The organism is Alcanivorax sediminis, assembly GCF_009601165.1.
Taxonomy (GTDB): Bacteria; Pseudomonadota; Gammaproteobacteria; order Pseudomonadales; family Alcanivoracaceae; genus Alcanivorax; species Alcanivorax sediminis.
In genome coordinates this window covers 337394-360171 of sequence record NZ_WIRE01000001.1, presented here as the reverse complement: position 1 = coordinate 360171, position 22778 = coordinate 337394, and the positions used below count along the sequence as shown (strand labels likewise).

The following is a 22778-nucleotide window of genomic DNA, read 5'->3' as shown; positions in this document are numbered from 1 at the left end:
TGCCAGGCCGGCACAGCCATAACAACCGGAGACACGCATGACCGTGATTCATCGTTACCGCTGGCTTGCTGGCATGGTGCTGGCTGGAGCGCTGGCTGGCCCTGTGCAGGCGGCCATGGGGAATACCGCGACGACCTATGGGCTGCTGCCGATGGATGTGGCAACGGCGCAGGGGTTGTCCATGTTCAACACCCAGGCTTCGGCGCTGTACTACAACCCGGCCTATCTCACCCGCGATCCCCGCGGTGAGCTGACTGTGGGGCTGCTCCATGGCGAGCAGGAGTTACGTGCTGCCAGCCAGGGCACAGCCAGCGGTGGTCTGCCGGTGATCCGCGATGGAGACGTGCTCAATGACACCCCGTCCCAGCAGACATTGATTGCCATGAAGACCGACCTCACCAGCATCACCCAGTTCGAGCACCCGATTTATTTTGCTTTCGTGGCGGGGGTGGAAAAGTACGGAGAGGAAATGCTGGCCTTCAAATCCCAGACCAGTGATGCCGGGCAGTTCATGCAATACGGTCGCCAGCCCCTGTTTCTCAATATTGGTGGCGGTATGGAGTTGTTCAATGGCATTACCGGCGGAGCTTCTGCCCATGTCTCCTTGCGCTCTGAAGCGTCTCTGGTGGCTTCATCGGATCTTGGCGGCAACACCCGTTACGAGCGCCTGGATGTGAGTGCCAAACCGGTGATCCGGCCAGTCATCTCTGCCAATTTCGAATGGGGAAAGGTGTTCTGTGGCAACAACCAGCGCTGTGGCTGGCTGGGTAATCTGGAAACCGCGCTGGCTTTCCGTGGCCATACCGAGGCGAGAACGTCGGTGGAATCCAGCATCACCATTCCCGGTACGGTCGTAGACCCTGGCATTACTCTGCTGATTGATACCCTGGATTCCTGGCAACCGGATATTATCAGTGCGGGCATGTTGTACCGGTTCAATGAGCGCCTGCGCCTGGCCCTGTCAGTGGAGCAGCAGAACTGGCAGGCGCTGGAAGACGAGCTGGATCGCGATACCCTCAAGGATCAGGCCCAGGTGAAACTCAAGGATATTCTTGTGCCGCGCATCGGCCTGGAGTGGCAGGTGAATGACAGCCTCAGCCTCAGTGCCGGAGCGGCGTTCCAACCATCCCCACTGGATACCATTCGCACCCCGGATGTGAATTACCTGGACAGTGACAAGACCCTCATCGGCATTGGTGGGGCCTGGACTGTGCAGCATCCCCCCATCCTGGCCTACCCTGTGCGGCTGGATCTGGGCTACCAGTATCAGATGCTTGAGGAGCGGAATTTCGAACTGACCACCACCCGGCCGGGCTTCACCAACCCCTATGAAACCGTCACTGCCGATGGCGAGGCCCACGTCCTGGCCGGCTCCATAACTCTCAAGTTTTAGGTGTCCAGCCGGTTTGGCCGGCGGCTGAATTCGGGGGGCGTCTGCTGCCTCCCTGTTCCTCCTTCGTCATTGAGGGGCAGTGCACGTCTGTGCATCTGTGAACATTTAACACGCTTTTGTTTCCTTTCCGGCCGCGCCGCTTTTTCCTTTCCCTTCAGCTAATAACATCGACCTAGGTGGATGCATCTGTTCCGTTTATTTATGTGTATATATGTAAATTCCGGGATGATTTGAGACTTGGTTGTAAGGTAATGTTGCGAAAGTTTGGTACGTTTATGCCACATTTTTTCTGCAAGCAAATGCTTAGCTTTTGGGAGAGAGAGCTGCTGCCGACTTTCTGGTGAGCCTGTCCGAGAGGGCAGCGCACACAAGAGGCGGGTCAGAGCTTCGAAAAACAACAAGCCCGATCGGGCGAGTCTTTGGAGAGTTACATGACAAAACGGAAATTGCTCCCCGCCATCATGGCAGGGGTTGGGGTTGTGTCTGCGCTACCGGCCATGGCCAGCATGGGCAACATCGGCACCACCTACGGGGTGCTGCCCTCTGATGTGGCTTCGGCCCAGGCCTTGTCGTTGTTCAACGGGCAGGTGTCTGCCACCTATTACAACCCGGCCAACCTGGCCCGCGATTCCCAGGGAGCGCTCACATCCGGCCTGATGCACGCAGACCATGAGCTGCGCGCCAGCAGAATCAGCAATGGCCCCTTTGCCTCGCCCCGCGATGGTGATGTGCTTCAGGATGCACCTTCCCAGCAAGTTTTGCTGGGCATGAAAACCGATCTCACCGACCTGACCAAGTACGAACACCCCCTCTATTTGGGTTTTATGCTCGGGGTAGAGAAGTACGGTGAAGAGATGATGGCCTTCAGTTCCTCCACGGATCGGGCGGGCCAGTATCTCGAGTATGGTCGCCAGCCCCTGTTTCTGAACCTGGGTGGAGGCACCCAAATCTGGCGCGGCCTGGACATGGGTCTGAGTGCTCGTATCACCTTGCACTCAGAAGCTGAACTGGTGGCCAGATCGACTCTGGCCGGAGAAACCAGCTACGAGACCCTGGATGTGTCAGCAGTGCCCTCCATTCGCCCGATTTTCGGGTTGAACATGGATTTTGGTGAGAGCTTCTGTGCCGATCAGGCGGATTGCTGGATGAATGGCCTGGAGGCGGCGTTCAGCTTCCGTGGCTATTCCAACTCCAGCACCAAGGTGGATTCCACCATCACCATTCCGGGTACTGTGCTGGATCCGGGAATGAGTCTGGCGGTCAGCACCATCGATTCCTACCAGCCGAATGTCTATGCCGCCGGGCTGGCCTACAACCGGGATCGCTGGCGCGTCGGGGTAACCCTGGAAATGCAGCAATGGTCAGAACTCCAAAACGAGCTGAAGAGCGACACCATCAAGGATCAGGCGGTAAACGCAGGCGGTGCCGACAAGCTGGAATTCAAGGACATTGTCATCCCCCGTGTGGGCGGTGAATTCCACCTCGATGACACCTACAAGGTGACCGGGGGGCTCGCGTTCAGTGAGTCACCAATGAGCTCGGATGGCTCCCTGGAAGTGAACTACCTGGACAACGACAAGTGGATTCTGGGTCTGGGCCTGACCGCGGAATACAAGTCGGTGCCGGTACTGGCGTTCCCGGTCCGTTTCGATCTTGCCTACCAGTACCAGAAGCTGGATAGCCGTGAGTTCGATCTCTACGACCAGCGCTCGCCCAACTATCCGCAACCCTACGAAACGGTCGAAGCCGATGGCGACGTTCACGTCTTTAGCGGTTCCATCACACTGAAATTCTAGGAGGCATGACCATGAAACTGAAAGCGTTATGCCTGGCGACCTCTGCAGCCCTTCTGGCCGCGTGCGGGGGAGAGGCCGGCGACAAGCCAACGTATGAAAACTGGCAAATCGGGGATGTGTACTACAGCTACCCCTATGATGGCCAGGATGGGGTATCCCCGAAGACACCTCTGGTGCTGCGTTTTTCCCACAAGGTCAATGTGGATGGCAGCAACTTTACCCTGCTTGAGTGCCCCTCCGAAGGTGAAAGCTGTGAAGACACGGGAGATAACCGGGTTGCGCTGACGCCGCCGGAGCGCGTTGGCGGTGGCAAGGGGGTTGTTCTGCAGCCCGAAGCCCCGCTCAACCTGACAACCCATTACCGGTTGGTGCTCAATGACATCAATACCAGCAATGGTGAGGCCCAGTTTGATGATGGCGGCCTGGATTTCGTGACTCGCATGTCGGTGGACGGTCCGTTGGCGGAGCGCATGCTGAGCCCGGACTTGACGGTTAGCAAGATCATACCGGACGGCTCCCTGCTGCAGTTCATGGACTTTTCCACACTCCGTTTGCAGTTCAGCCAGCAGCTGGATGCAAGCTCACTGGTGTACGGTGATACCGATGGTGATGGCTCAGTGGAGCTTGAAGGTCCCGACGGTACAGTTGCGGCCACGCTGCTGGTCAAGGGCAACGCTGTCACCATCGATCCGCAAAGTGATTTGCTCCCTGGCCGCAAGTACACGCTGAAAATGACGGATGCGGTTCGTGGAGTAGGCGAGGCTGCGCTCACAGGCGGTTTCTCGCAGTCCTGGCGAGCACGGGATTCCCAGCCCCGCGCAACCCTGGTGCAGGAAGTGGTACCCGCCAGTGGCGCCATGGAGGACCCCTGTAATGTGGACGGGGTCGAGACAGCCAAGCTGACCGGAGCGGCTATCAATTGCGTGCCGATCCAGTCCAACCTGCTGGGCGGCAAGGACGCCACCCTGCAGTCTGGTGATGTCCATGCGGAACTGGCGTTCCTGCCTAATTACCCGGATGTCTCGCCTCTTCGTATTGCCCGCAACAGCCTGCTCACGGGCAGTAATATTGCAGTCAAGGTCGGTGGCGATGTCCCTGCCGGGATTGAAACGGGTGCCATCAAGGTGACCTTCCTGTCCGATGCTTCTGGTTACCTGTTGCCCAATCCTTACAGCGACTCTGATCAGGCGCCCAAACAGGTGAAGCTGTTCATGGATGTGGCCATGACAGCGGAAAACCCGGAAGCCAATGGCGGACTGAGCCAGACCCTGCTGCATGTTGAATTGAATGGCATGGCGCTGGTGAACGACGGCCGTATGGAGATTGATGCGGTGGGTGCGGTTGAGCCCAAGGTGCTGGGTCAGGAAACGGCCTTCGGTCTGCTCAGCTTCCACATGAAGTCCTATGCGGATCAGGATAATGCGCCGCCGCTGGTGCTGGACATGACCGCTCCGGTGCTGCAGTCCATGGTGCCTGTTGCTAACGCCAGTGGTGTGGCTGACATGGCACGTCCGGGGGACCCGGTGATCCTGAATTTCAGTGAGCCGCTGGATCCTGCCACCTTGGTAGCCGGGCAGAGTCTGGATCTGCTCAGCAGTGGTGTCTCAGTGCCTTTCGAATGGGAGCTGGATGGTGCCACCCTTATCCTGCGTCCGGGTAGCCCGCTAGCCATGGGGACTGCTTACCAGGTTCAGGTCAGCACGGCAGTCACGGATCTGGCCGGTAACCCGCTTGCTGCGCTGACTCGTGATTTCAGCTTGCCCTCAGTGGTGGGTGGAGCGGTACCCCCCGTTGCGCTTACTACCTACCCGGGCTTCCCCTGTGCCAGCAATAACGAGCACTGGGAAATCGAGGCGGGCAACCACGGTTTCTGTCGCGGCGGCAAAACCGAAGACGACCGTAACCCGGTACCGCAAATGCCGGCTGATCGTTCCATCCGGGTCAACTTCTCCCAGGACATGGATCCAGCCTCCATCGTGTTTGAAAACAGCCTGGCCTGTGGCGTGGGCAGTTTTCGGGTGGAGAAAGTGGAATCCGACGCGAATGGAGTGCCAATTCGTTACGACGAGAACGGCAAGCGCAAGTACCACTGTGAATCAGGGGTAACCGGTGAGCTCAAAGTGGGCGCGCGCAGCCTGGTTTTCACTCCGGATCAGCCCTGGGAAGAGGGCGTCAGCTACCGTTACGTGCTTATGAGCGTTAACGGCACAGGCAGTCAGCAGCCTGATGACTGCAACAGTGGTGAAGCCATCTGTTCTGTAGCGGGCAAGCGCCTGCAGACGGCGTTGATCAACGCGCCTGGCGTGGATGAGGGTGGGCCGGATATGCATCTGCATTTTGTGGGAGCGTCAAGAAACGACTCGGTATTCCAGCCGCTGCGCAATCTGCCTACGGCGGACCTGAATGGCAACGGTCGTTTTGATGCCGGTGAGCCGGGCTACGAAGGTGGAGAGCCGGGGGCCAATACCACCGCCCTGCTAGTGGATGAGAGCCGTGGTGCCAACAATGGATCCGACGGTGTGTTGTCTGATCCGGAGTTGCTGTGTGATCTGCCAGAGCAGTGTGGCATTCATGTGGTGGGTGGCCTGAATACCGAGGTGTTTGGTTCGGCGGAGTACCGGGATCTGCAAACCGGTGAAACGGTAATCGACCCGGAAACCGGCCAGCCCGTGCGGGCAGTCCGTGTGGGGCTGTATCCCACCCTGATTCAAGCCTCGTCAGTGACGATCAAGGTGACGCTGTCCATCGGCTTTGATCTTTCCGATATCGAGACACCCACTGAAACCCAGTACATGCGCATGCGCTACAGCTGTGTGGCCTGGCCCACCGATGCAGAAAACTACTGTGGCAAGACCAACCCGGATGGCAGCTATGTGTATGACGAGATCGAACGGCAGGGCCTAATCCCAGGCTGGATTGTGGCGACGCCAGAAGGGCCGGAATTCCGCACTGATGTAGATCTGTATCTGGATGCGCCCTACATGCACATTACACTGGATGGCGAGCATAACCTGCACAGTTATCCGTTGACCATGAACCTGGGAGGCCCGGTGACCTTCCTGCCGGATGGTCGCATGGTGATTGAGCAGATCAACACCAATACCATCGCGCTGGATGTAAACCTCAAGATCATCGAGATTCTGCGGCCCAGCATGTACCTGCAAATCCCGGCACAAGGCGTGAAGCTCCAGTACCTGGGGGAGCCCATCAAGCAGTAACGTCTGTCACTCCAAAAGAGCCGGCCATCGCGCCGGCTTTTTTGTGTCTGGCGCTTACCCCTGAGTCATCCGCTTGGCGAGGGGGCTCTTCCGCTGGCAGCTACACAGGAGCCGCAATACCGTCCGGGCAGGTTTTTCTGTTGTTAAAGGCGCTTCCTGCACCCTTTGAGCCCCAGCCCGAACAGGCCCCGGCGCCAGAAGGGCCGCCTTTGTATAGTCGGTGGGGCTGGCATCTTGCTCATCGAAACACTCCGATTACACACCTTAACAAGTCCGCCAAGTCACACACCGTATCTCAACTATTCCCAACCTTTTCGCAACGGCTGTGGTACCAGCGTTTTGTTTTACTTATTGCATATACACAGGCGAGTACAGGTCAGCCGGTGCATACCGTTCACCTGATCTTCGCTGCAACAACGCCACGCTCAGTGAGACAGTGGCAATAAGCCGAATAACAAACGCCGGAGAAACCATATGTCCGTCAAACCCTTTAGCCGTCTGGGGGCTGCAGCCCTTTTCTCGACCCTGCTGAGCGCCCCGGCCTTCGCCGCCATGGGTAATACAGCCAGTACTTATGGCTTGTTGCCCACCGACGTGGGTACAGCGCAGGGGCTTTCCCTCTTCAATACCCAGGCTTCCGCGATTTATTACAACCCCGCCTACCTGACTCAGGATGAGCGAGGTGAGCTGACAGTCGGGTTGATGCACGGTGAACACGAACTGGACGTAAACAGCCTGGGCAACCCCAGCGGTGGTGGTGCTGCCGTAATCCGGGACGGCAGCCGCGCGAATGTTGCAGACACCCAGCAACAGATCATTGCCCTCAAGACTGATCTGACGGATATGACCAAGTTCGACCATCCAATCTATTTCGCGATCGTCGCTGGTGTAGAAAAGTTCGGTGAAGAGATGATTGCCTTTGAGTCCAAGAACTCACGCGAAGGTCAGAACTTCCAATACGGACGTCAGCCGCTGTTCCTGAGCATTGGTGGCGGGCTTGAAGGCGGTAACGGTATATCTACCGGTGCATCTGTCCTCGTTTCCCTGCGTAATGAAGCCACACTGATTGCCAGTGCGGATCTGGCAGGGGAAACCCAGTACGAAGAATTGAATGTGTCGGCCAAGCCGGTGATTCGCCCGGTGCTGTCCCTGAACCTGGAATACGACAAGATGTTCTGCGGCAGGGAAGATTGTGGTATCTGGACGGGCCTGGAAACGGCTTTCGCCTTCCGTGGCCACACCGAGTCGCGTACCGCAGTGGAATCTAACCTGACCATCCCGGGAACGGTGATCGATCCGGGTATCACGGTGTTGATTGATACCATCGATTCCTACCAGCCAGATATTTTCAGTGGCGGTATTCTTTATCACTTCTCGGACAACTTCCGCGCTGCGATCTCGGTTGAACAGCAGAACTGGAGTGACCTTGAGGATGAACTGGCTCGCGATACCGTGCGAGATCAGGCCAACGCAAAATTCAAAGACATTATTGTGCCGCGTATCGGTGCTGAGTGGACCGTTAACAAGCACATGATCCTGTTTGGTGGTGCTGCTTACCAGGAGAGCCCGCTGGAAAGTCTTCAGACCCCGGATGTGAACTTCTACGATAACGACAAGATTATCATCGGTCTGGGTAGCTCCTTGATCATTCACAACCCGCCGATCCTCGCCTATCCGGTTCGCCTTGACTTCGGTTACCAGTACCAGATGCTGGAAGAGCGCGAGTTTGAACTGACCAGCACTGAGCCGGGTGTTACCAATCCCTATGAGCGCGTGAGCACGGAAGGCGATGTCCATGTCTTCTCTGGCTCCGTCACCCTCAAGTTTTAACGGAGGCGCACCATGAAAAAGAACAAGATTGCCCTCATCGCATCAGCCATAGCAGCGGCCTCCCTGGTCGGCTGCGGTGGCGACAGCGCCGATGTGAGCTTCGATACGCCCACTTTCAATGCGCGTAACCTGCATTACACCTATCCGCTGGATAACCAGGAACAAGTGGCTCCGCGTGCAATCGTGGCGTTGCAGTTCAGTCATACCGTTAAGGCGAGTGCCAGCAACTTCGCCTTTACTGGCCCGGAGGGTGAGAGCGTAGCCTTCACCCTGGAATCCGTAGCGGGTGGCAAGGGTGTGGTCCTGACTCCGGTGGACGCACTCAAGCCCGCCTCCGCCTATAAAGTGGTGATGAACGGGGTCAAGGTCCTGGGCGAAACCACCACGTTCAAGGATGGTGCCCTGAACTTCACCACCCGTGCCGCTCTGGAAGGTCCGCTGGCGACCCAGCGCACCAGCGACACGTTCGAGGTGTCCTCCCTGTTCCCGGATGATGGCCAGTTCAAGAGCATGGACTTCTCGTCCTTCCGTGTTCGCACCACCCAGGCCATTGATGTGAGCAGCGCCGTGTACGGCTCAACCGTTAGCCTGATGAGCAACGGTGAGCTTGTGCCGGCGCAATTGTTGGTGGGGCGCACCGCCATCACGGTAGATCCAAAAGACGACATGGTGCCCGGCCAGACCTATGAACTGGTCATCGATGGTGTGAAGAACGAGGCAGGCGATACCATTGCCGCCTTCACCCATAGCACTGTGCCGCAGGACACCACCTCCCCGACGACCGGTGAGCGTGCGGTTCTGGTGACGAATGCGCCGCCGGCAGACAAGGATCTGGGGTGTCTGGATGAGGGCGTACGCCTGTCAGCCCTGACCGGTCAGCCGATTAACTGTGTGCCAGTCATCGGTACCCTGCTGCAAGACAAGACCGTTTCCAAGCAGTCCGGGGATGTCTACGCAGAGCTGGCGTTTGCCCCGAGCTTCCCGGAGGTAACGCCACTGCGAGTGAAGAAAGGTGGCATCCTGAAAGGGGATGCGCTGGAAGTATTTATCGGCGGTGAAGTGCCGGTGGGCTTCGATTCCGGTGAAGTGACGGTGCAGATCATTTCTGACGCCACTGGCTACCTGTTCCCCAACCCCAACGCCGAAAGCGATAATGCGCCCAAGCAGCTGCGTTTGATGATGGATGTGGCCACTTCCACCTCCGACGCGCGCGCCAATGGTGCCTTCACACAGAATCTTATGCACCTGGAATTGGTGGGTACTGGCCTGATCGAAGATGGCCAGCTGAACACCGACGCCATCACGGTCGTTGAGCCTCGCGTGCTGGGTGTGGAAAGCAGCTACGGCGTACTCAGTTTCCGCATGGAATCCTATCGCGATCAGGAAAATGCGCCTGCGCAGCCGCTGGATACGGTGAACCCGTTTGTCCCGGTCATGAATGGAGATAATGGTGCTGAGCTGTCCTGGCAGCCGGGCAATGTGGCCGACCGTATGGAACCGGGTGAGCCCATTGTGATCCATTTCAATGAAGCGCTGGAGCCGGATTCCATTATCCCAGGCACCACGCTGCAGTTGACCAAGGGTGGAGTTGCTGAACCTTTCAGTTGGGCGTTGAGCGGTAATGCCCTGGTGATTCATCCCGATCCGGCGGTGGAATATGGTGTGGAGTATGTGGTCACAACCACGCCGGAAATTACCGATCTGGCGGGTAACCCCCTGCAAATGCTGGACAGCCTGGAAGGCGATAACAGTCTCGACTTCACCTTGCCAGAGTATGTGATCAACGACCCCGGCGATGTGCGTCGCGGTCCTTTCGCGTCCACGGTCTATCCCGGTTTCCCCTGTGCCAGTACGGTGGCAGATCAGACGGCGATCGATTCTGGCTTCCAGGGCTCCTGTATCTCTTCCAGTGCGGAAGCTGAACAGGTTGTCGTGGATCAGATACCCATCGTGGATCTTCCGTCCAACCGTTCCATCATTGTGCGTTTTTCCCAGAACATGGATGCGTCCACGATCACACTGGGTAATACCTTCCTGGTAGAGAAAGACAATGCAGGCAGCTGGGAGCCGGTTGCCGGTGAGCTGAAGGTGGAAACGCGCAATGTGACCTTTACTCCGGAGCAACCGTGGGTAGAGGGAGCCCTTTACCGCTATGTGATGGCGGGTAATGGTGGCGGCACCGGGTGTGCGGGTATCTGTTCCGCTGACGGCCTTCCTTTCCAGAGTGCCCCTCTGCTGGGTGGCGGTCTGAAAGACGGTGGTCCGGACATGGAGATCCTGTTCAAGGGCGGCCCTGCTGCCAACACCATCTTCCAGGAACTGGCGAACTTGCCCAGTGCCGATGTGAACAACAACTTCCAGATCGACAGCGGTGAACCGGTGATCACCGGTGACACCCTGGATCCGGCAGATACCCCGGCCAATGCCACCTTCATCGTGCCACGGGGTACCGGTGGTGAAGGGTTGGTGTCCTATGCCAACACCGGTTGCGGGTTCGATGACACAGCGGGTGGCACGCCGACACAATGTGATAGCGAGAAGATCATGTATGTGACCGGTTTGCTGAACACCGAAATCCTGGACTTCGATGAAGTGGAGCAGGGTGTGCCAGTGGTGATTTACCCCACCACGGTGGCGCTCACTAACCTGGATGCCACCGCAGTGATTGGTGTGCAGCTAACTTCCGAAGGCACCCTGGATACCTTGCTGGGAAATATCCCGCTGATTGGTGACGCGCTGGCTGATGTGGTCAATGGTTTGCTGGATGCCTCCTTGGTTTCCGATCTGATTGAGGCTACCAACCTCGATAACATCGGTTTGATCCCGATTGATACCGCAACCGGTCCCAACATCATGCGGGTGCGCTATGAGCCGGAAGATCCGAATGACCCGAACAGCCCGCGTACGGTGCCGCCGGTGGGCTATATCGTGGAAACCCCGGATGGTCCGGTATTCCGTATCCCGTTCGATCTGCTGTTCGATGCGCCGGCGCTGAGTCTGCCGATTGGTCTTGAGCACAATGTGAAGAGCTTGCCGATTGATAATGTGGTGCTGGAAGGGCCGCTGGACTTCCTGCCGGATGGCCGCCTCTTTATCGGCCTGCAGAATCAGGCTCCGCTGGACGTGGATCTGGAGATCTCACTGGCCGGTTTTGAAGGCGGCAAGGTGACACTGCAAATCCCGGCTGGCGGTATCAACCTCAGCTATCAGAGCGTGTCCATCCAGTAACGGATACGCGTGCTGCGATTTCCTTTCGCATGACTGTCCTCGCCCCGGCTTGCCGGGGCATTTTTTGGTTCATCGCGGCGGAACCGCTGCTCCCACAAAGAAAGCGGCACCCACGCCGGAAATCTCCACCTGTGGGAGCGACGGTTCCGTCGCGATGCGACACCTCTTCTGGCACAACCGTGCCTGACGAGTGTCATCTTCCTAGTGGAACCCCGTTCACTATTTGAAAGTTTTTTACGAATTCGCTTCCCGGATTACACCGATTACCGCTTTTTTCCTATGTGAATAATTGTTCACCCCTGACAGGGTCTTGCCCGTGTCGCTATCCCGGCGACGAGAAAAGCAACAAGAACGTCAGGAGCATAAGAATGTCTGTTTCCTTTTCGGGACGTATCGCCGTCATGGCTGGCGGTGTGTTGATGCAGTCTGTTGCCTTGGGAAGTATGGGTAACATTGGTACCACCTACGGCGTACTGCCTTCAGATCTGGCCTCGGCCCAGGCGTTGAGCATGTTTAACAGCCAGGTTTCCGCCACCTATTACAATCCGGCCTATCTGGCCCACGACTCACGTGGTGAGCTGACCGTCGGGTTGATGCATGCGGAGCATGAATTGCGCGCCAACAGCCTTGGCGGTGCTGATGCTCCGCTGCGGCGCGGTGATGTATTGCAGGATTCCCCTGCCCAGCAGGTGCTGATTGGCATGAAGACCAACCTGACCTCGCTCACCCAGTATGGCCACCCTTTCTATCTGGGTTTCATGCTCGGGGTGGAAGAGTACGGTGAGGAGATGCTGGCGTTTGATTCCACCACGTCTCAGCAAGGTCAGTATCTGGAATACGGTCGCCAACCCCTGTTCCTCAATCTGGGTGGTGCTACCCAGGTGTGGCGCGGTATTGATGTGGGGGCCACCGCACGGATCACCCTGCACGCGGCGGCGGATCTGCGCGCCACGACAGACCTGGCCGGCAATACCCAGTACGAACAGCTGGATGTCTCGGCCAAGCCCTCCATTCGCCCGATTCTCAGCATGAACATGGATTGGGGAAAAACCTTCTGCGCAGAAGGTGACAACTGTTGGTTCGATGGCCTGGAAACCGCCTTTGCCTATCGCATGTATTCCAACACCCAGACCGAAGTGTCCGCCGATGCGATTATTCCAGGGGTGATCGGTGCGCCGGGCTTGCCTCTGCGTATTTCCACTCTGGATTCCTATCAGCCAAACATCCTCACGGGTGGCCTGCACTACCGGGCGGATCGCTGGCGTGCCGGTGTCACCCTGGAATGGCAGCAGTGGTCAAAACTGGAAGAAGAGTTCGAGGACGACACCATCAAGGACCAGAGCGTTAACGGTGATGTGGGACAGCTGAAATTCAAGGATATTCTGATCCCCCGCATTGGCGGTGAGTTCCAGCTTAATGAGGTGTTTGCGGTCACTGGTGGTCTGGCGTTCAGTGAATCTCCACTGGATTCTGATGCGTCTGTGGACGTGAACTATCTTGACGGCGACAAGTGGATTGCCGGCCTTGGCCTGACGGCAAAATTCGACGAGCCCTGGTTGCTGGCCTATCCGGTGCGCCTGGATGTGGGTTACCAGTATCAAAAACTGGAGTCGCGCACCTTTGATATCTACGACACCCAATCTGCGGTTTACCCGCAGCCCAGTGAGCAGGTGGAAGCGGATGGCGACGTGCATGTCTTCAGTGGTTCGCTGACCCTGAAATTCTGATAAGCGGAGGCTGTGATGATAATGCGTAGCGTATTACTGGTTGCCGCTGCCAGTCTGCTGGCCGCCTGTGGCGGTGGTGGCAGTGAACAGACAGTGGATTTCAGCGGCCGGGAAAAAGGTCATGTGTTCTACACCTATCCTGCCGATGAGCAGGCTGGCGTGTCAGTGCACGCGCCGCTGGTGGTGCAGTTTTCCGAACCGCCGGGGCTGGCAGAGAGCGATGTCACCCTGAATGGGCCGCAAGGCGCGGTCAATGTGGCGGTGTCCTGGGCCGATGGCGGCAGTTCGTTGGTGGTCACACCATCGGCACCGTTGGCGTTCAACAGCGAATACACCCTGGCGCTGGCAGGCATGACCCTGGAGGGCGTCGGTGGTGGTGCTCTGAATTTTGTCACCGGCTCTGCCAAGCGGGGCGCGGTGGAAGCGCAGCAGCAGGCGGCGGATTTTGTGGTCAGCCGCTTTTCGCCGGCAGAGAACCGTCCGCTGATGGATTTTTCCACCCTGCGACTCCAGTTTTCCCAACCGTTGGATGCGACCACTGTGGATTACGGCAGCTCGGTCACGCTGACCGACAACGCCGATAACGTGATTCCGGTATCGGTGCTCAGTGGAGGCAACCGGCTGACCATCGATCCGGTGGAAGACCTGACGCCGGGGAACACCTACACCCTGACCCTGACCAGCGACCTGGCCAGCGTGTTCGGAAACAGCCTGACCGGAGGCGCGAGCTACTCTCTGGTTCCTGAGGATTCGGCCCCCAGCGAAACGCTGGTGCTGGAAGCCATGGCAGCAGATCCCGTCAAAGGCTGTAATGAGGACGGCGTGACTCGGTCACCTTTGACCGGAGCCCCGATTAACTGTGTGCCGTTGGTGGCCAAGTTGTTGGGTGACACCACCGTGTCAAAGCTGTCCGGTAACGTGTTTGCCGATCTGGCGTACATCCCCAATTACCCGGATGCCGCGCCGCTGCGAATCAGTAAAGGTTCGCTGCTGGAAGGTGAGCCACTGGACGTGTTGATTGGTGGCTATCTGCCGGCCGGTTTTGATTCCGGTGATGTGACAGTGAGTTTTGTCTCCGATGCCAACGGCTACCTGTTGCCTACGCCTTACAGCCAGAGCCCCGAAGCACCGCGACGAGTGGAGCTAACCCTGGATCTGGCATTCTCCACCGCGGATTCCCGCGCCAATGGTGCCTTCACCCAGAGCCTGTTGCAGGTGGATCTGGTGGGCCGGGCCATTGTGGAAGAAGGGCGCATGGTGATCGATGCCGTTGGCGTGGTTGAGCCGGAAGTGCTGGGTATTGAAACGGCTTACGGTGTACTCAGTTTCCACATGGAATCCTATGCAGATCAGGAGAATGCGCCCCAGCCAGTGGCGGATATCAGCGGCCCGGTTCTACAGAGCTGGCAGCCGGGAGATTTTGCCGACCGCTTCCGTCCCGGTGACCCGATCATTCTCAATCTGAACGAAACGCCAGATCAGACCACCATTGAGCCCGGCGTGACGTTGATGCTGACTCAGCAGGGCAGCGCGGTGCCGTTTCAGTGGCAAGTGGATGGTGCTTCGGTGGTGCTGATGCCGGATCAACCCTTGAGCTTTGGGACGGAGTATCAGGTCGCGCTTACGGATGGTGTGCAGGATTTGCGCGGCAACCCGGCCAGCCCGGAAACCGTGACGTTCAGTATGCCGTCCTTCAGTACCAATGCACCGCGGTCGCCCAATGCCACCACCGTGTATCCAGGCTATCCCTGTGCGGTGGATCCCGCCAGCCGTGATCTGGCGGCAGGGGAGCAAGGGCAATGCGTCAGCAATACCCAAGGCCAGGCCGGGGATGTGCTGCCGCTGCCGACCCTGCCGGCCAACCGGGCCATCGCCATCCAGTTTTCCCAGGATATGGATACCAGCAGCATGGTGTTGGGCACCAGCTGTGATGATGGCAGTGTCCGCGTAGAGAAAATCGATGCTGCGGGTAACTGCCTTGAGGTGGTGCCGGCCACGTTGTCCCCGCAGCTTCGCGAGCTGACCATTATTCCCCAGGCACCCTGGGAGCAGGGCCAGCTTTATCGCTATGTGCTGGGATCTCACTCGGCGACCGGCTGTGGCCAGAACGTGATCTGCTCATCCGCGGGTATGCCCCTGCAAACCGCACAGCTGCTGGCGCCGGAGAGTGATGTCGGCGGGCCGGATTTGAGCGTTGCCTTCGTTGGCGCTGAAGCAACAGACAATGTGTTTCTGCCACTGCGCAATCTGCCCAAGACGGACGTGAACGCCAACTTCCTGGTCGACAGCGAGGAAACAGCCACTGTGGAAGTGCCTGCCGGTAGCGGCGTCTACCCGGTGCCTGCCAACGCGGCCCGGCTGGGCGTTACCGGCTACGGCGGGGCGGTGACCGGAGCCAATGTGGGGTGTGGTTTTACCTTGCTGCTGCAGCCGCTAAGCTGCCCGGACCAGAAAGATACCTACCTCAACGGGGGGATCAACGTGGATATCGTTGGCTGGGACGAGGCCGAGCAGGCGGTGGAAGTGACCCTCTACCCACCGGTTCTCTATACCACCAGCAAGGATGTCCATGCCCAGCTGGTTGGAGTGCCCACCTCTGTGCCGACCGGCCCGCTGGTGATGCGTGCCCGTTACCGGGATGACGGCACAGGGCGGCGTACCTTGCCACTGCAAGGCTGGATTCGTTATGACGAGGTGGAAGATCAGCTCACCTTTGATACCGCACTGGATCTGCTGCTGGATGCCCAGGAGATGGAGCCACTGGGTTTGCCTCTGCCGCACAATCTCTACAGCTATCCGCTGGATGATGTGCAGCTCAAGGGGCCGGTAGATTTCCTGCCGGATGGCCGCATGGTGATCGGTCTGGAAAGCCTCACCGCCAAGGACATCGACGTCAACATCGGTTCCGGGCTGGCCACCATTGACCTGGCCATTCCAGTGGGTGGTGTGAATCTGACCTTCCAGAGCGGCTCGATCAAGTAGTCGCCACCTTCTGTGATGCAGGGAGAAGCGGCGATGCCCGCTTTCTCCCTGTAAACAGGGCGTTTCTGTTGTTTCTCATTGCGCTTGTTTGGCCCGTGAGCCTATGCCCCCAAGCCTCGTCCCGATATAATTCCCCCTTCATTTGAACAGTGGTGGTGTTATGGGTCATCGCACAGCCTTGTACGACGCGCATGTGGCGGCAGGCGGCAAGATCGTGGACTTCGGCGGCTGGGATATGCCGATCAACTACGGCTCCCAGATTGAGGAGCATCATGCCGTGCGGCAGAAGGCGGGCGTCTTCGATGTATCCCACATGACCGTAGTGGATGTGGCCGGTGCTGGTGCCCGCGATTACCTGCGTCACCTGCTGGCCAACGATGTGGACCGTATTACCGAAGGTCGTGCCCTGTACAGCGGCATGCTCAATGAATATGGCGGCGTGATCGACGATCTTATCGTCTATAAACGCGACAATGACTACCGGCTGGTGGTAAATTGCGCCACCCGTGAAACCGACCTGGAGTGGATGGAAGCCCAGGCCGGAGGCTTTGCGGTGGATATCCACGAGCGTCCCGAGCTGGCCATGCTGGCAATCCAGGGGCCGCAGGCCCGTGAGCTGCTGGCCTCCCTGCTGGATGGGGCTCGTGCAGAAGCAGTGAATACCCTCAAGGTGTTCCACTTTGCACAAGCGAATGACTGGATGATCGCCCGCACCGGCTACACCGGTGAAGATGGCGTAGAAATCATGTTGCCCGCCGCCGATGCCGTGGCGCTGTGGGATCAGTTACTTGCCGCAGGGGTGGCGCCTGCGGGTCTCGGTGCACGGGATACCCTGCGACTGGAAGCCGGCATGAATCTCTACGGCAACGACATGAACGACACCATCACCCCGCTGGAAGCGAACATGGGCTGGACCCTGGTGTTGAACGACCGGGATTTCATTGGTCGTCAGGCGTTGCTGAACCAGCAAGAGCGTGGTCATGCGGAGCTGGTGGGCCTGGTGCTGGAAGGCAAAGGCGTGCTGCGTGCCCATCAGAAGGTATTGCTCGCCAATGGTGAAGAAGGCGAGATTACCAGTGGGACTTTTTCGCCCACCCTGGGCAAGTCCATTGCGTTGGCCCGTTTGCCCGCAGGGGCGACCGGCAAAGTGGACGTGGAAATCCGCAACAAGCGTCAGCCTGCCCAGGTGGTAAAAGCCCCGTTCGTGCGCAACGGCCAGGCAGTTTACAAAGAAGTCTAGCGGCACGCTTCACGTCGTGGAGCGGTCGCGGTAGGAGCGTGCCTGCACGCGATCTTTTCCTTTTTCCGGTGTGATCGCGATAGTCAGGCGCAGTGAGTTGAAAGTTTAAAGTTGAAACGCGGCGACAGGCCCGAGTGAAGTCGGGGTTTGTGTTTCGCGCTCAAACGGTGAGGCGCGGGCAGGGCATGGCAAACCAGGGTGCTCATCCCGCGCTTTTCAACTTTCAACTTTGAACTTTAAACTGATTCAATATTTTCCAGTGCGCATGCGTGAAGCATGTTGCGTGTAGCGACTCTCAAGGAGACAACAATGAGCGAGATCCCCGCCGAACTGCGTTATGCCAGCAGCCACGAATGGGCCAAAAACGAAGATGGTACCGTGACCGTGGGTATCACTGCCCACGCCCAGGATGCCATGGGTGATCTGGTGTATGTGGAACTGCCGGAAGTGGGTCAAGTCGTTGCCGCAGGTGATGAAGCCGGTGTGGTTGAATCCGTGAAAGCCGCTTCCGATATCTACGCGCCAGTGTCCGGCGAAATCGTGGAAATCAACGAAGCCCTTGAAGATGAACCCGAGCTGGTCAACAACGCCCCCTATGAAGGTGGCTGGCTGTTCAAGATCGCCATGAGCGAAGAAACCGATCTGGACAACCTGCTCACCGCTGACCAGTACCAGGCGCAGATCGAAAGCGAATAACGGCATTACCGTTATTCGCAGCTGCGAGCTTCTAGCTACTAGCTGCGAGTAAAAGATTTTTCTCGTAGCTCGAAGCTCGTGGCTCGTAGCTGATCCTCAACGCGTTTTCAGTGCTGAGGAACGCAAAGCCAACACCCAACCTATCCAGGTACCCCCATGCCGTATATCCCCCATACCCCCGACGACGTGCGCGCCATGCTCGACGCCATTGGCGCCGACAGCATCGAAGCCCTGTTCGATGAAATTCCCGCGCACCTGAAAGCTGCCGGCAAGCTGGATGCGCTGCCCGAAGGGCTCAGCGAAATGGAAGTGACGCGTCTGATGAATGAGCGCGCGGCCATGGACGCGGGCGCCGTCAGCTTCATCGGCGCCGGTGCCTACCAGCACCACATTCCGGCGGCGGTATGGGAGATTGCCACCCGTGGCGAGTTCTACACGGCGTACACGCCTTACCAGGCAGAAGCCAGCCAGGGCACCCTGCAGGTCATCTACGAATTCCAGACCCTGATGACTCGCCTCACCGGCATGGAAGTGAGCAACGCCTCTGTGTATGACGGCGCCTCCGGGTTGTCGGAAGCGGTCCTGATGAGCCTGCGTGCCAATCGCAAGAGCAAATCCCGCAAGGTGCTGGTACCGAGCGCATTGAACCCGCGTTACACCATGGCCACCAAGGCCATCGTGGAAAACCAGGATGTGGCGCTGGAAATGGTGCCGTTCTGTGAAGCGAGTGGCCAGACCCCGGTGGATGCCCTCAAGCATCACGAAGGTGAAGACTACGCCGCGCTGGTGATCAGCCAGCCCAACTTCTTTGGCAGCCTGGAAGACGTGGATGCGCTCACCGATTGGGCCCACGCCAACAACATGCTGGTTATCGCGGTGGTCAATCCAACCTCGCTGGCGCTGCTGACACCGCCGGGCGAGTGGGGCAGCGAAGGTGCCGATATCGTGGTGGGTGAAGGGCAGCCGCTGGGCGTGCCATTGTCTTCCGGCGGGCCTTACTACGGCTTTATGTGCTGCAAACAGAAATACGTGCGCCAGATGCCGGGCCGGATCATCGGCCGCACCGTGGACATGGAAGGCAAGCAAGGCTTTGCCCTGACGCTGCAGGCACGCGAGCAGCACATCCGCCGTTCCAAGGCCACCAGTAACATCTGTACCAACCAGGGCCTGGCTATGACTGCCTCCACCATCTACTGCTCCCTGCTGGGCCCGGATGGTCTCACCAATGTGGCGGCCCACTGTCACGTCAACACCCAGGCGCTGGCTGAAAAGCTCACCGCCATCGATGGTGTCGCCCGTGCGTTTACCGCGCCCACCTTCCACGAAGTGGTGCTGACCCTGCCGAAGCCGGCAGCGGAAGTGCTGGCGGCCCTGGCCGAGAAAGATGTGCTCGGCGGCGTTAGCCTGGCCAAAGACTATGACATGCCCAATGCGATCCTGATCAACGCCACCGAAGTGCACAGCGAAGGTGATCTTGATCTGTTTGCTGTCGCCCTGAAGGAGGTACTGGCATGAGCGAGACCAAACTGATTTTCCAACTGTCTCAGCCTGGCCGCAGTGCCGTCTCCCAGGCGCCGAAAGCGGTAGCAGAAGACAAGCTCAGCGCTATTCCCGCGCAGCTGCGTCGCCAGCAAAAGCCGGGACTGCCGGAAGTGTCCGAAATGCAGGTGGTGCGTCATTACACCAACCTGTCCAGCAAGAACTTCGCCATCGACAAGCAGTTCTACCCGCTGGGCTCCTGCACCATGAAATACAACCCGCGGGGCGCCAACCGCGCCGCCATGCTGCCGGGTTTCCTGAATCGTCACCCGCTGGCCCCGGAAACCCATAGCCAGGGCTTCCTCAGCTGCATGTTCGAACTGCAGAACTTCCTCAAGGAAGTGACCGGCATGAAAGGGGTGTCCCTCGCCCCCATGGCCGGGGCCCAGGGTGAGTTTGCCGGTGTCGCCATGATCCGCGCCTACCACGATGCCCGTGGTGACGACGAGCGTACCGAAATCCTCATCCCGGAAGCGGCCCACGGCACCAACCCGGCCACCGCCGTCATGTGTGGCTACAAGGTGCGTGAAGTGCCGGTGGGTAAAGACGGCGACGTGGACCTGGAAGCCCTGAAGGCGGCGTGCGGCCCGCAAACCGCTGGCCTGATGATGACCAACCCGAGCACCTGTGGCGTGTTCGAGCGTCAAATCGAAGCCATCGCCAAAACCGTACACGAAGCTGGTGGCCTGCTGTACTACGATGGCGCCAACCTGAACGCCATCCTCGGCAAGGTGCGCCCCGGTGACATGGGGTTCGACGTGATCCACATGAACCTGCACAAGACCTTCGCCACGCCGCACGGCGGTGGTGGCCCGGGTGCCGGCCCGGTGGGTGTGTCCGAGCGACTGCTGCCCTACCTGCCCACCCCGATGGCGGGCCAGCGTGACGACGACAGCTACTACTGGGTCGACACGGACACCCTGCCCACCAGCATTGGCCACCTGAGTGCTTTCATGGGTAACGCTGGTGTGTTGCTGCGTGCCTACTACTACGCCCGCTCCCTGGGCCGTGATGGCATGATTCGCGTGGGTGAATTCTCCACCCTGGCCGCCAACTACCTGCTCAAGCGACTGGAAGCCATTGGTTGCACCGCGGCCTACCCGGATCGTCGCGCAAGCCACGAGTTCATCCTCACTTTTGCCAAAGAGGCGAAAGAGCTGGGTGTCACCGCCATGGATATCGCCAAGCGCCTGCTGGATTACAACCAGCACGCCCCGACCACCTACTTCCCGTTGCTGGTGCCGGAGTGCTTCCTCATCGAGCCCACCGAAACCGAAAGCAAGGAAGCCCTGGACGAATTCGTCGATGCCATGGCTGCCATCCTGGAAGAAGCGCGCACCGAACCCGACATGGTCAAGGAAGCGCCCTTCACCCAGCCCGTGCGTCGCCTGGATGACGTAAAGGCAGCCCGCGAGCTGGACCTCACCTGGTCCGAGTAAGCGAGTACTTGCCCTGTAGGAGCTATGCTTGCATGGCGATCAAAACCCGGCGAAAGCCGGGTTTTTTTATGTTTAATCATCCGAAACCGGACCATACTGAAAGCAGGATTATTACCGAGCCACGACAATGAACTGCCGCGCAGGGCTACTGCTCCTTATCACCCTACTACCCGGTTGTGCCAGCCTCTACACGCAAACTAATGATGCCTATGAAGATGCGGGCGCGGGCTGTAGCGACAGTAAGACCATCCCCAATGTCTACAGCGGTTTCGTCTTCGATCTTTACTGCCTGCCGGCTGAAAATGCCGGGTTCTTCTGTCTGGTGGATCTGCCCATGAGCCTGGTTGTGGATACGCTACTACTGCCGTACTCCGTATACCGGCAAACCACCTATGGCAGCTGGTACAGTCAGGCCGTTTGCGAACAAAGGCCGCCCCCACCTAACTCCGATCCAGCGGACTGATCACCCCCAGCCCACCCCGGTTCATCACATGCAGATACCGCTCGGTGGTGGAAACGTCGCTGTGGCCCAGCAGCTCCTGAACAGTGCGGATGTCGTAGCCACTTTCCAGTAATCGTGTCGCAAAGGAATGGCGGAAAGTGTGCGGACCGCAGAGTTTGACGAGGCCGACTTCCTGAGCCGCTTTCTTGATATGTTTACGAATGGTGTCGGGATGATGGTGATGGCGGCGCAAGATCCCGGTTTGCGGATCCTTCGCAGGCTCGTTGGAAGGGAAAATGAACTGCCAGCCAAGCTGTGATGCTTCTCCAGAATACTTTCTCGCCAATGCATGCGGCATCCATGCGGGGCCGACACCATTCTGTCGATCATACTGGTAATAACTGCTGGCGAGATTTATCTGAAGCTTCAGGCGGTCATGAAGTTGATCAGAGAGAACGGTTATCCTGTCCTTGTTACCTTTTCCTTCCCGAACAATCAGTTGCCCCTGTCCAAAATCGATATCCTTGATACGGAGTCGCATCGTCTCTGAAACCCTCAGCCCTGAGCCGTACATTAATTCAGCCATCAGTTTGAAGGGGTCTGATAGCTTCTCGATTACGGCGCGTGCTTCCTGGTCAGTAAATACAACAGGGGGCCGGCGGTACTGGCGAGATCTGCGAAATTCCAGAGGAGGGAAGTCAATCTTAAGAAACTTGCGATAAAAGCAATTAAGGCTGTTGAGTGCGACTTTTTGCGTGGCGGGGCTGCATTGGCGTTGAGTTGCCAGGTAGGTGAGAAAGGCTTCAATCTCAGGGGTGCTCATCTCCCTCGGATGTCTAAGGCTGTGATAACGAATATATGTCACAACCCAGTGAACATACGTCTGCTCAGTCTGGTACCGATAATGATTGGCGCGAAGCCAGGAGCGAAATTGGTCAAGAAGCTTGACGGGCTTTTCTGGAACATAGACAGGAATATCTCTGGTGCGACTACTCATGCTGACCTCCATGTGTGATGTCAGATTGAGCTCACGATTAGCCCTGCTCAACGGAACGGCGCCGAAATGCTTGTAAGAGATCGCTTAAAATTTGTTAAGTTATTGAAATATGGGGCCCGGAACGGCTTAATCTGAAGGGCCGAGTGCGGGAAATAACCCGCTGCTTCGAGTTTTTCCGTTGGGAATTGTTATCGTTTTTCCAATAACTGGTTGAGAAAATTGAGATTAAATGTATTTCATCGCTATCTACG

Annotated in this window: 13 protein-coding genes; 12 read left to right on the top strand and 1 reads right to left on the bottom strand. The window is 58.2% G+C overall.

Annotated features, from left to right (window positions below; all coding sequences use genetic code 11):
* Nucleotides 1–37: 37 nt before the first annotated feature.
* From GFN93_RS01430 to GFN93_RS01375, 12 genes are all read left to right on the top strand, one after another.
* A complete protein-coding gene (locus GFN93_RS01430; RefSeq protein ID WP_153498657.1) occupies nucleotides 38–1393 on the top strand; it encodes an outer membrane protein transport protein in 1356 nt (451 codons plus the stop codon).
* 431 nt (nucleotides 1394–1824) lie between these two features.
* Nucleotides 1825–3189: an OmpP1/FadL family transporter gene (locus GFN93_RS01425; protein ID WP_153498656.1), complete on the top strand. Its 1365-nt coding sequence runs from the start codon at nucleotides 1825–1827 to the stop codon at nucleotides 3187–3189.
* Between the two features lie 11 nt (nucleotides 3190–3200).
* On the top strand, nucleotides 3201–6407 hold the full coding sequence (locus tag GFN93_RS01420) for an Ig-like domain-containing protein (RefSeq protein WP_194285727.1): 3207 nt from the start codon (nucleotides 3201–3203) through the stop codon (nucleotides 6405–6407).
* 474 nt (nucleotides 6408–6881) lie between these two features.
* The gene (locus tag GFN93_RS01415; protein WP_153498654.1) at nucleotides 6882–8237 is read left to right on the top strand and encodes an OmpP1/FadL family transporter; all 1356 of its coding nucleotides are present in this window, start codon (nucleotides 6882–6884) and stop codon (nucleotides 8235–8237) included.
* Between the two features lie 12 nt (nucleotides 8238–8249).
* Complete coding sequence (locus tag GFN93_RS01410; protein WP_153498653.1) at nucleotides 8250–11465, top strand: Ig-like domain-containing protein; 3216 nt, start codon at nucleotides 8250–8252, stop codon at nucleotides 11463–11465.
* 368 nt (nucleotides 11466–11833) lie between these two features.
* Entirely contained in the window at nucleotides 11834–13192 is a 1359-nt protein-coding gene (locus GFN93_RS01405; RefSeq protein WP_035232462.1) for an outer membrane protein transport protein, read from the top strand.
* Between the two features lie 15 nt (nucleotides 13193–13207).
* Nucleotides 13208–16174, top strand: a complete 2967-nt coding sequence (locus GFN93_RS01400) for an Ig-like domain-containing protein (RefSeq protein ID WP_153498652.1) — start codon at nucleotides 13208–13210, stop codon at nucleotides 16172–16174.
* Between the two features lie 160 nt (nucleotides 16175–16334).
* Complete coding sequence (gene gcvT / locus GFN93_RS01395; protein WP_153498651.1) at nucleotides 16335–17414, top strand: glycine cleavage system aminomethyltransferase GcvT; 1080 nt, start codon at nucleotides 16335–16337, stop codon at nucleotides 17412–17414.
* A gap of 309 nt (nucleotides 17415–17723) precedes the next feature.
* The gene (gcvH, locus tag GFN93_RS01390) at nucleotides 17724–18110 is read left to right on the top strand and encodes a glycine cleavage system protein GcvH (RefSeq protein ID WP_035232460.1); all 387 of its coding nucleotides are present in this window, start codon (nucleotides 17724–17726) and stop codon (nucleotides 18108–18110) included.
* A gap of 156 nt (nucleotides 18111–18266) precedes the next feature.
* Nucleotides 18267–19625 carry an aminomethyl-transferring glycine dehydrogenase subunit GcvPA gene (gene gcvPA, locus GFN93_RS01385; RefSeq protein ID WP_153498650.1) on the top strand — a complete coding sequence of 453 codons (1359 nt, stop codon included), beginning with the start codon at nucleotides 18267–18269 and terminating at the stop codon, nucleotides 19623–19625.
* Nucleotides 19622–21088 carry an aminomethyl-transferring glycine dehydrogenase subunit GcvPB gene (gcvPB, locus tag GFN93_RS01380; RefSeq protein ID WP_153498649.1) on the top strand — a complete coding sequence of 489 codons (1467 nt, stop codon included), beginning with the start codon at nucleotides 19622–19624 and terminating at the stop codon, nucleotides 21086–21088. The genes gcvPA and gcvPB overlap by 4 nt, the downstream gene beginning before the upstream one ends.
* Nucleotides 21089–21215: 127 nt before the next feature.
* A complete protein-coding gene (locus GFN93_RS01375) occupies nucleotides 21216–21551 on the top strand; it encodes a YceK/YidQ family lipoprotein (RefSeq protein ID WP_153498648.1) in 336 nt (111 codons plus the stop codon).
* Here GFN93_RS01375 and GFN93_RS01370 read toward each other — a convergent pair.
* A complete protein-coding gene (locus tag GFN93_RS01370; protein WP_153498647.1) occupies nucleotides 21529–22527 on the bottom strand; it encodes an integron integrase in 999 nt (332 codons plus the stop codon). The genes GFN93_RS01375 and GFN93_RS01370 overlap by 23 nt on opposite strands.
* Nucleotides 22528–22778 lie beyond the last annotated feature (251 nt).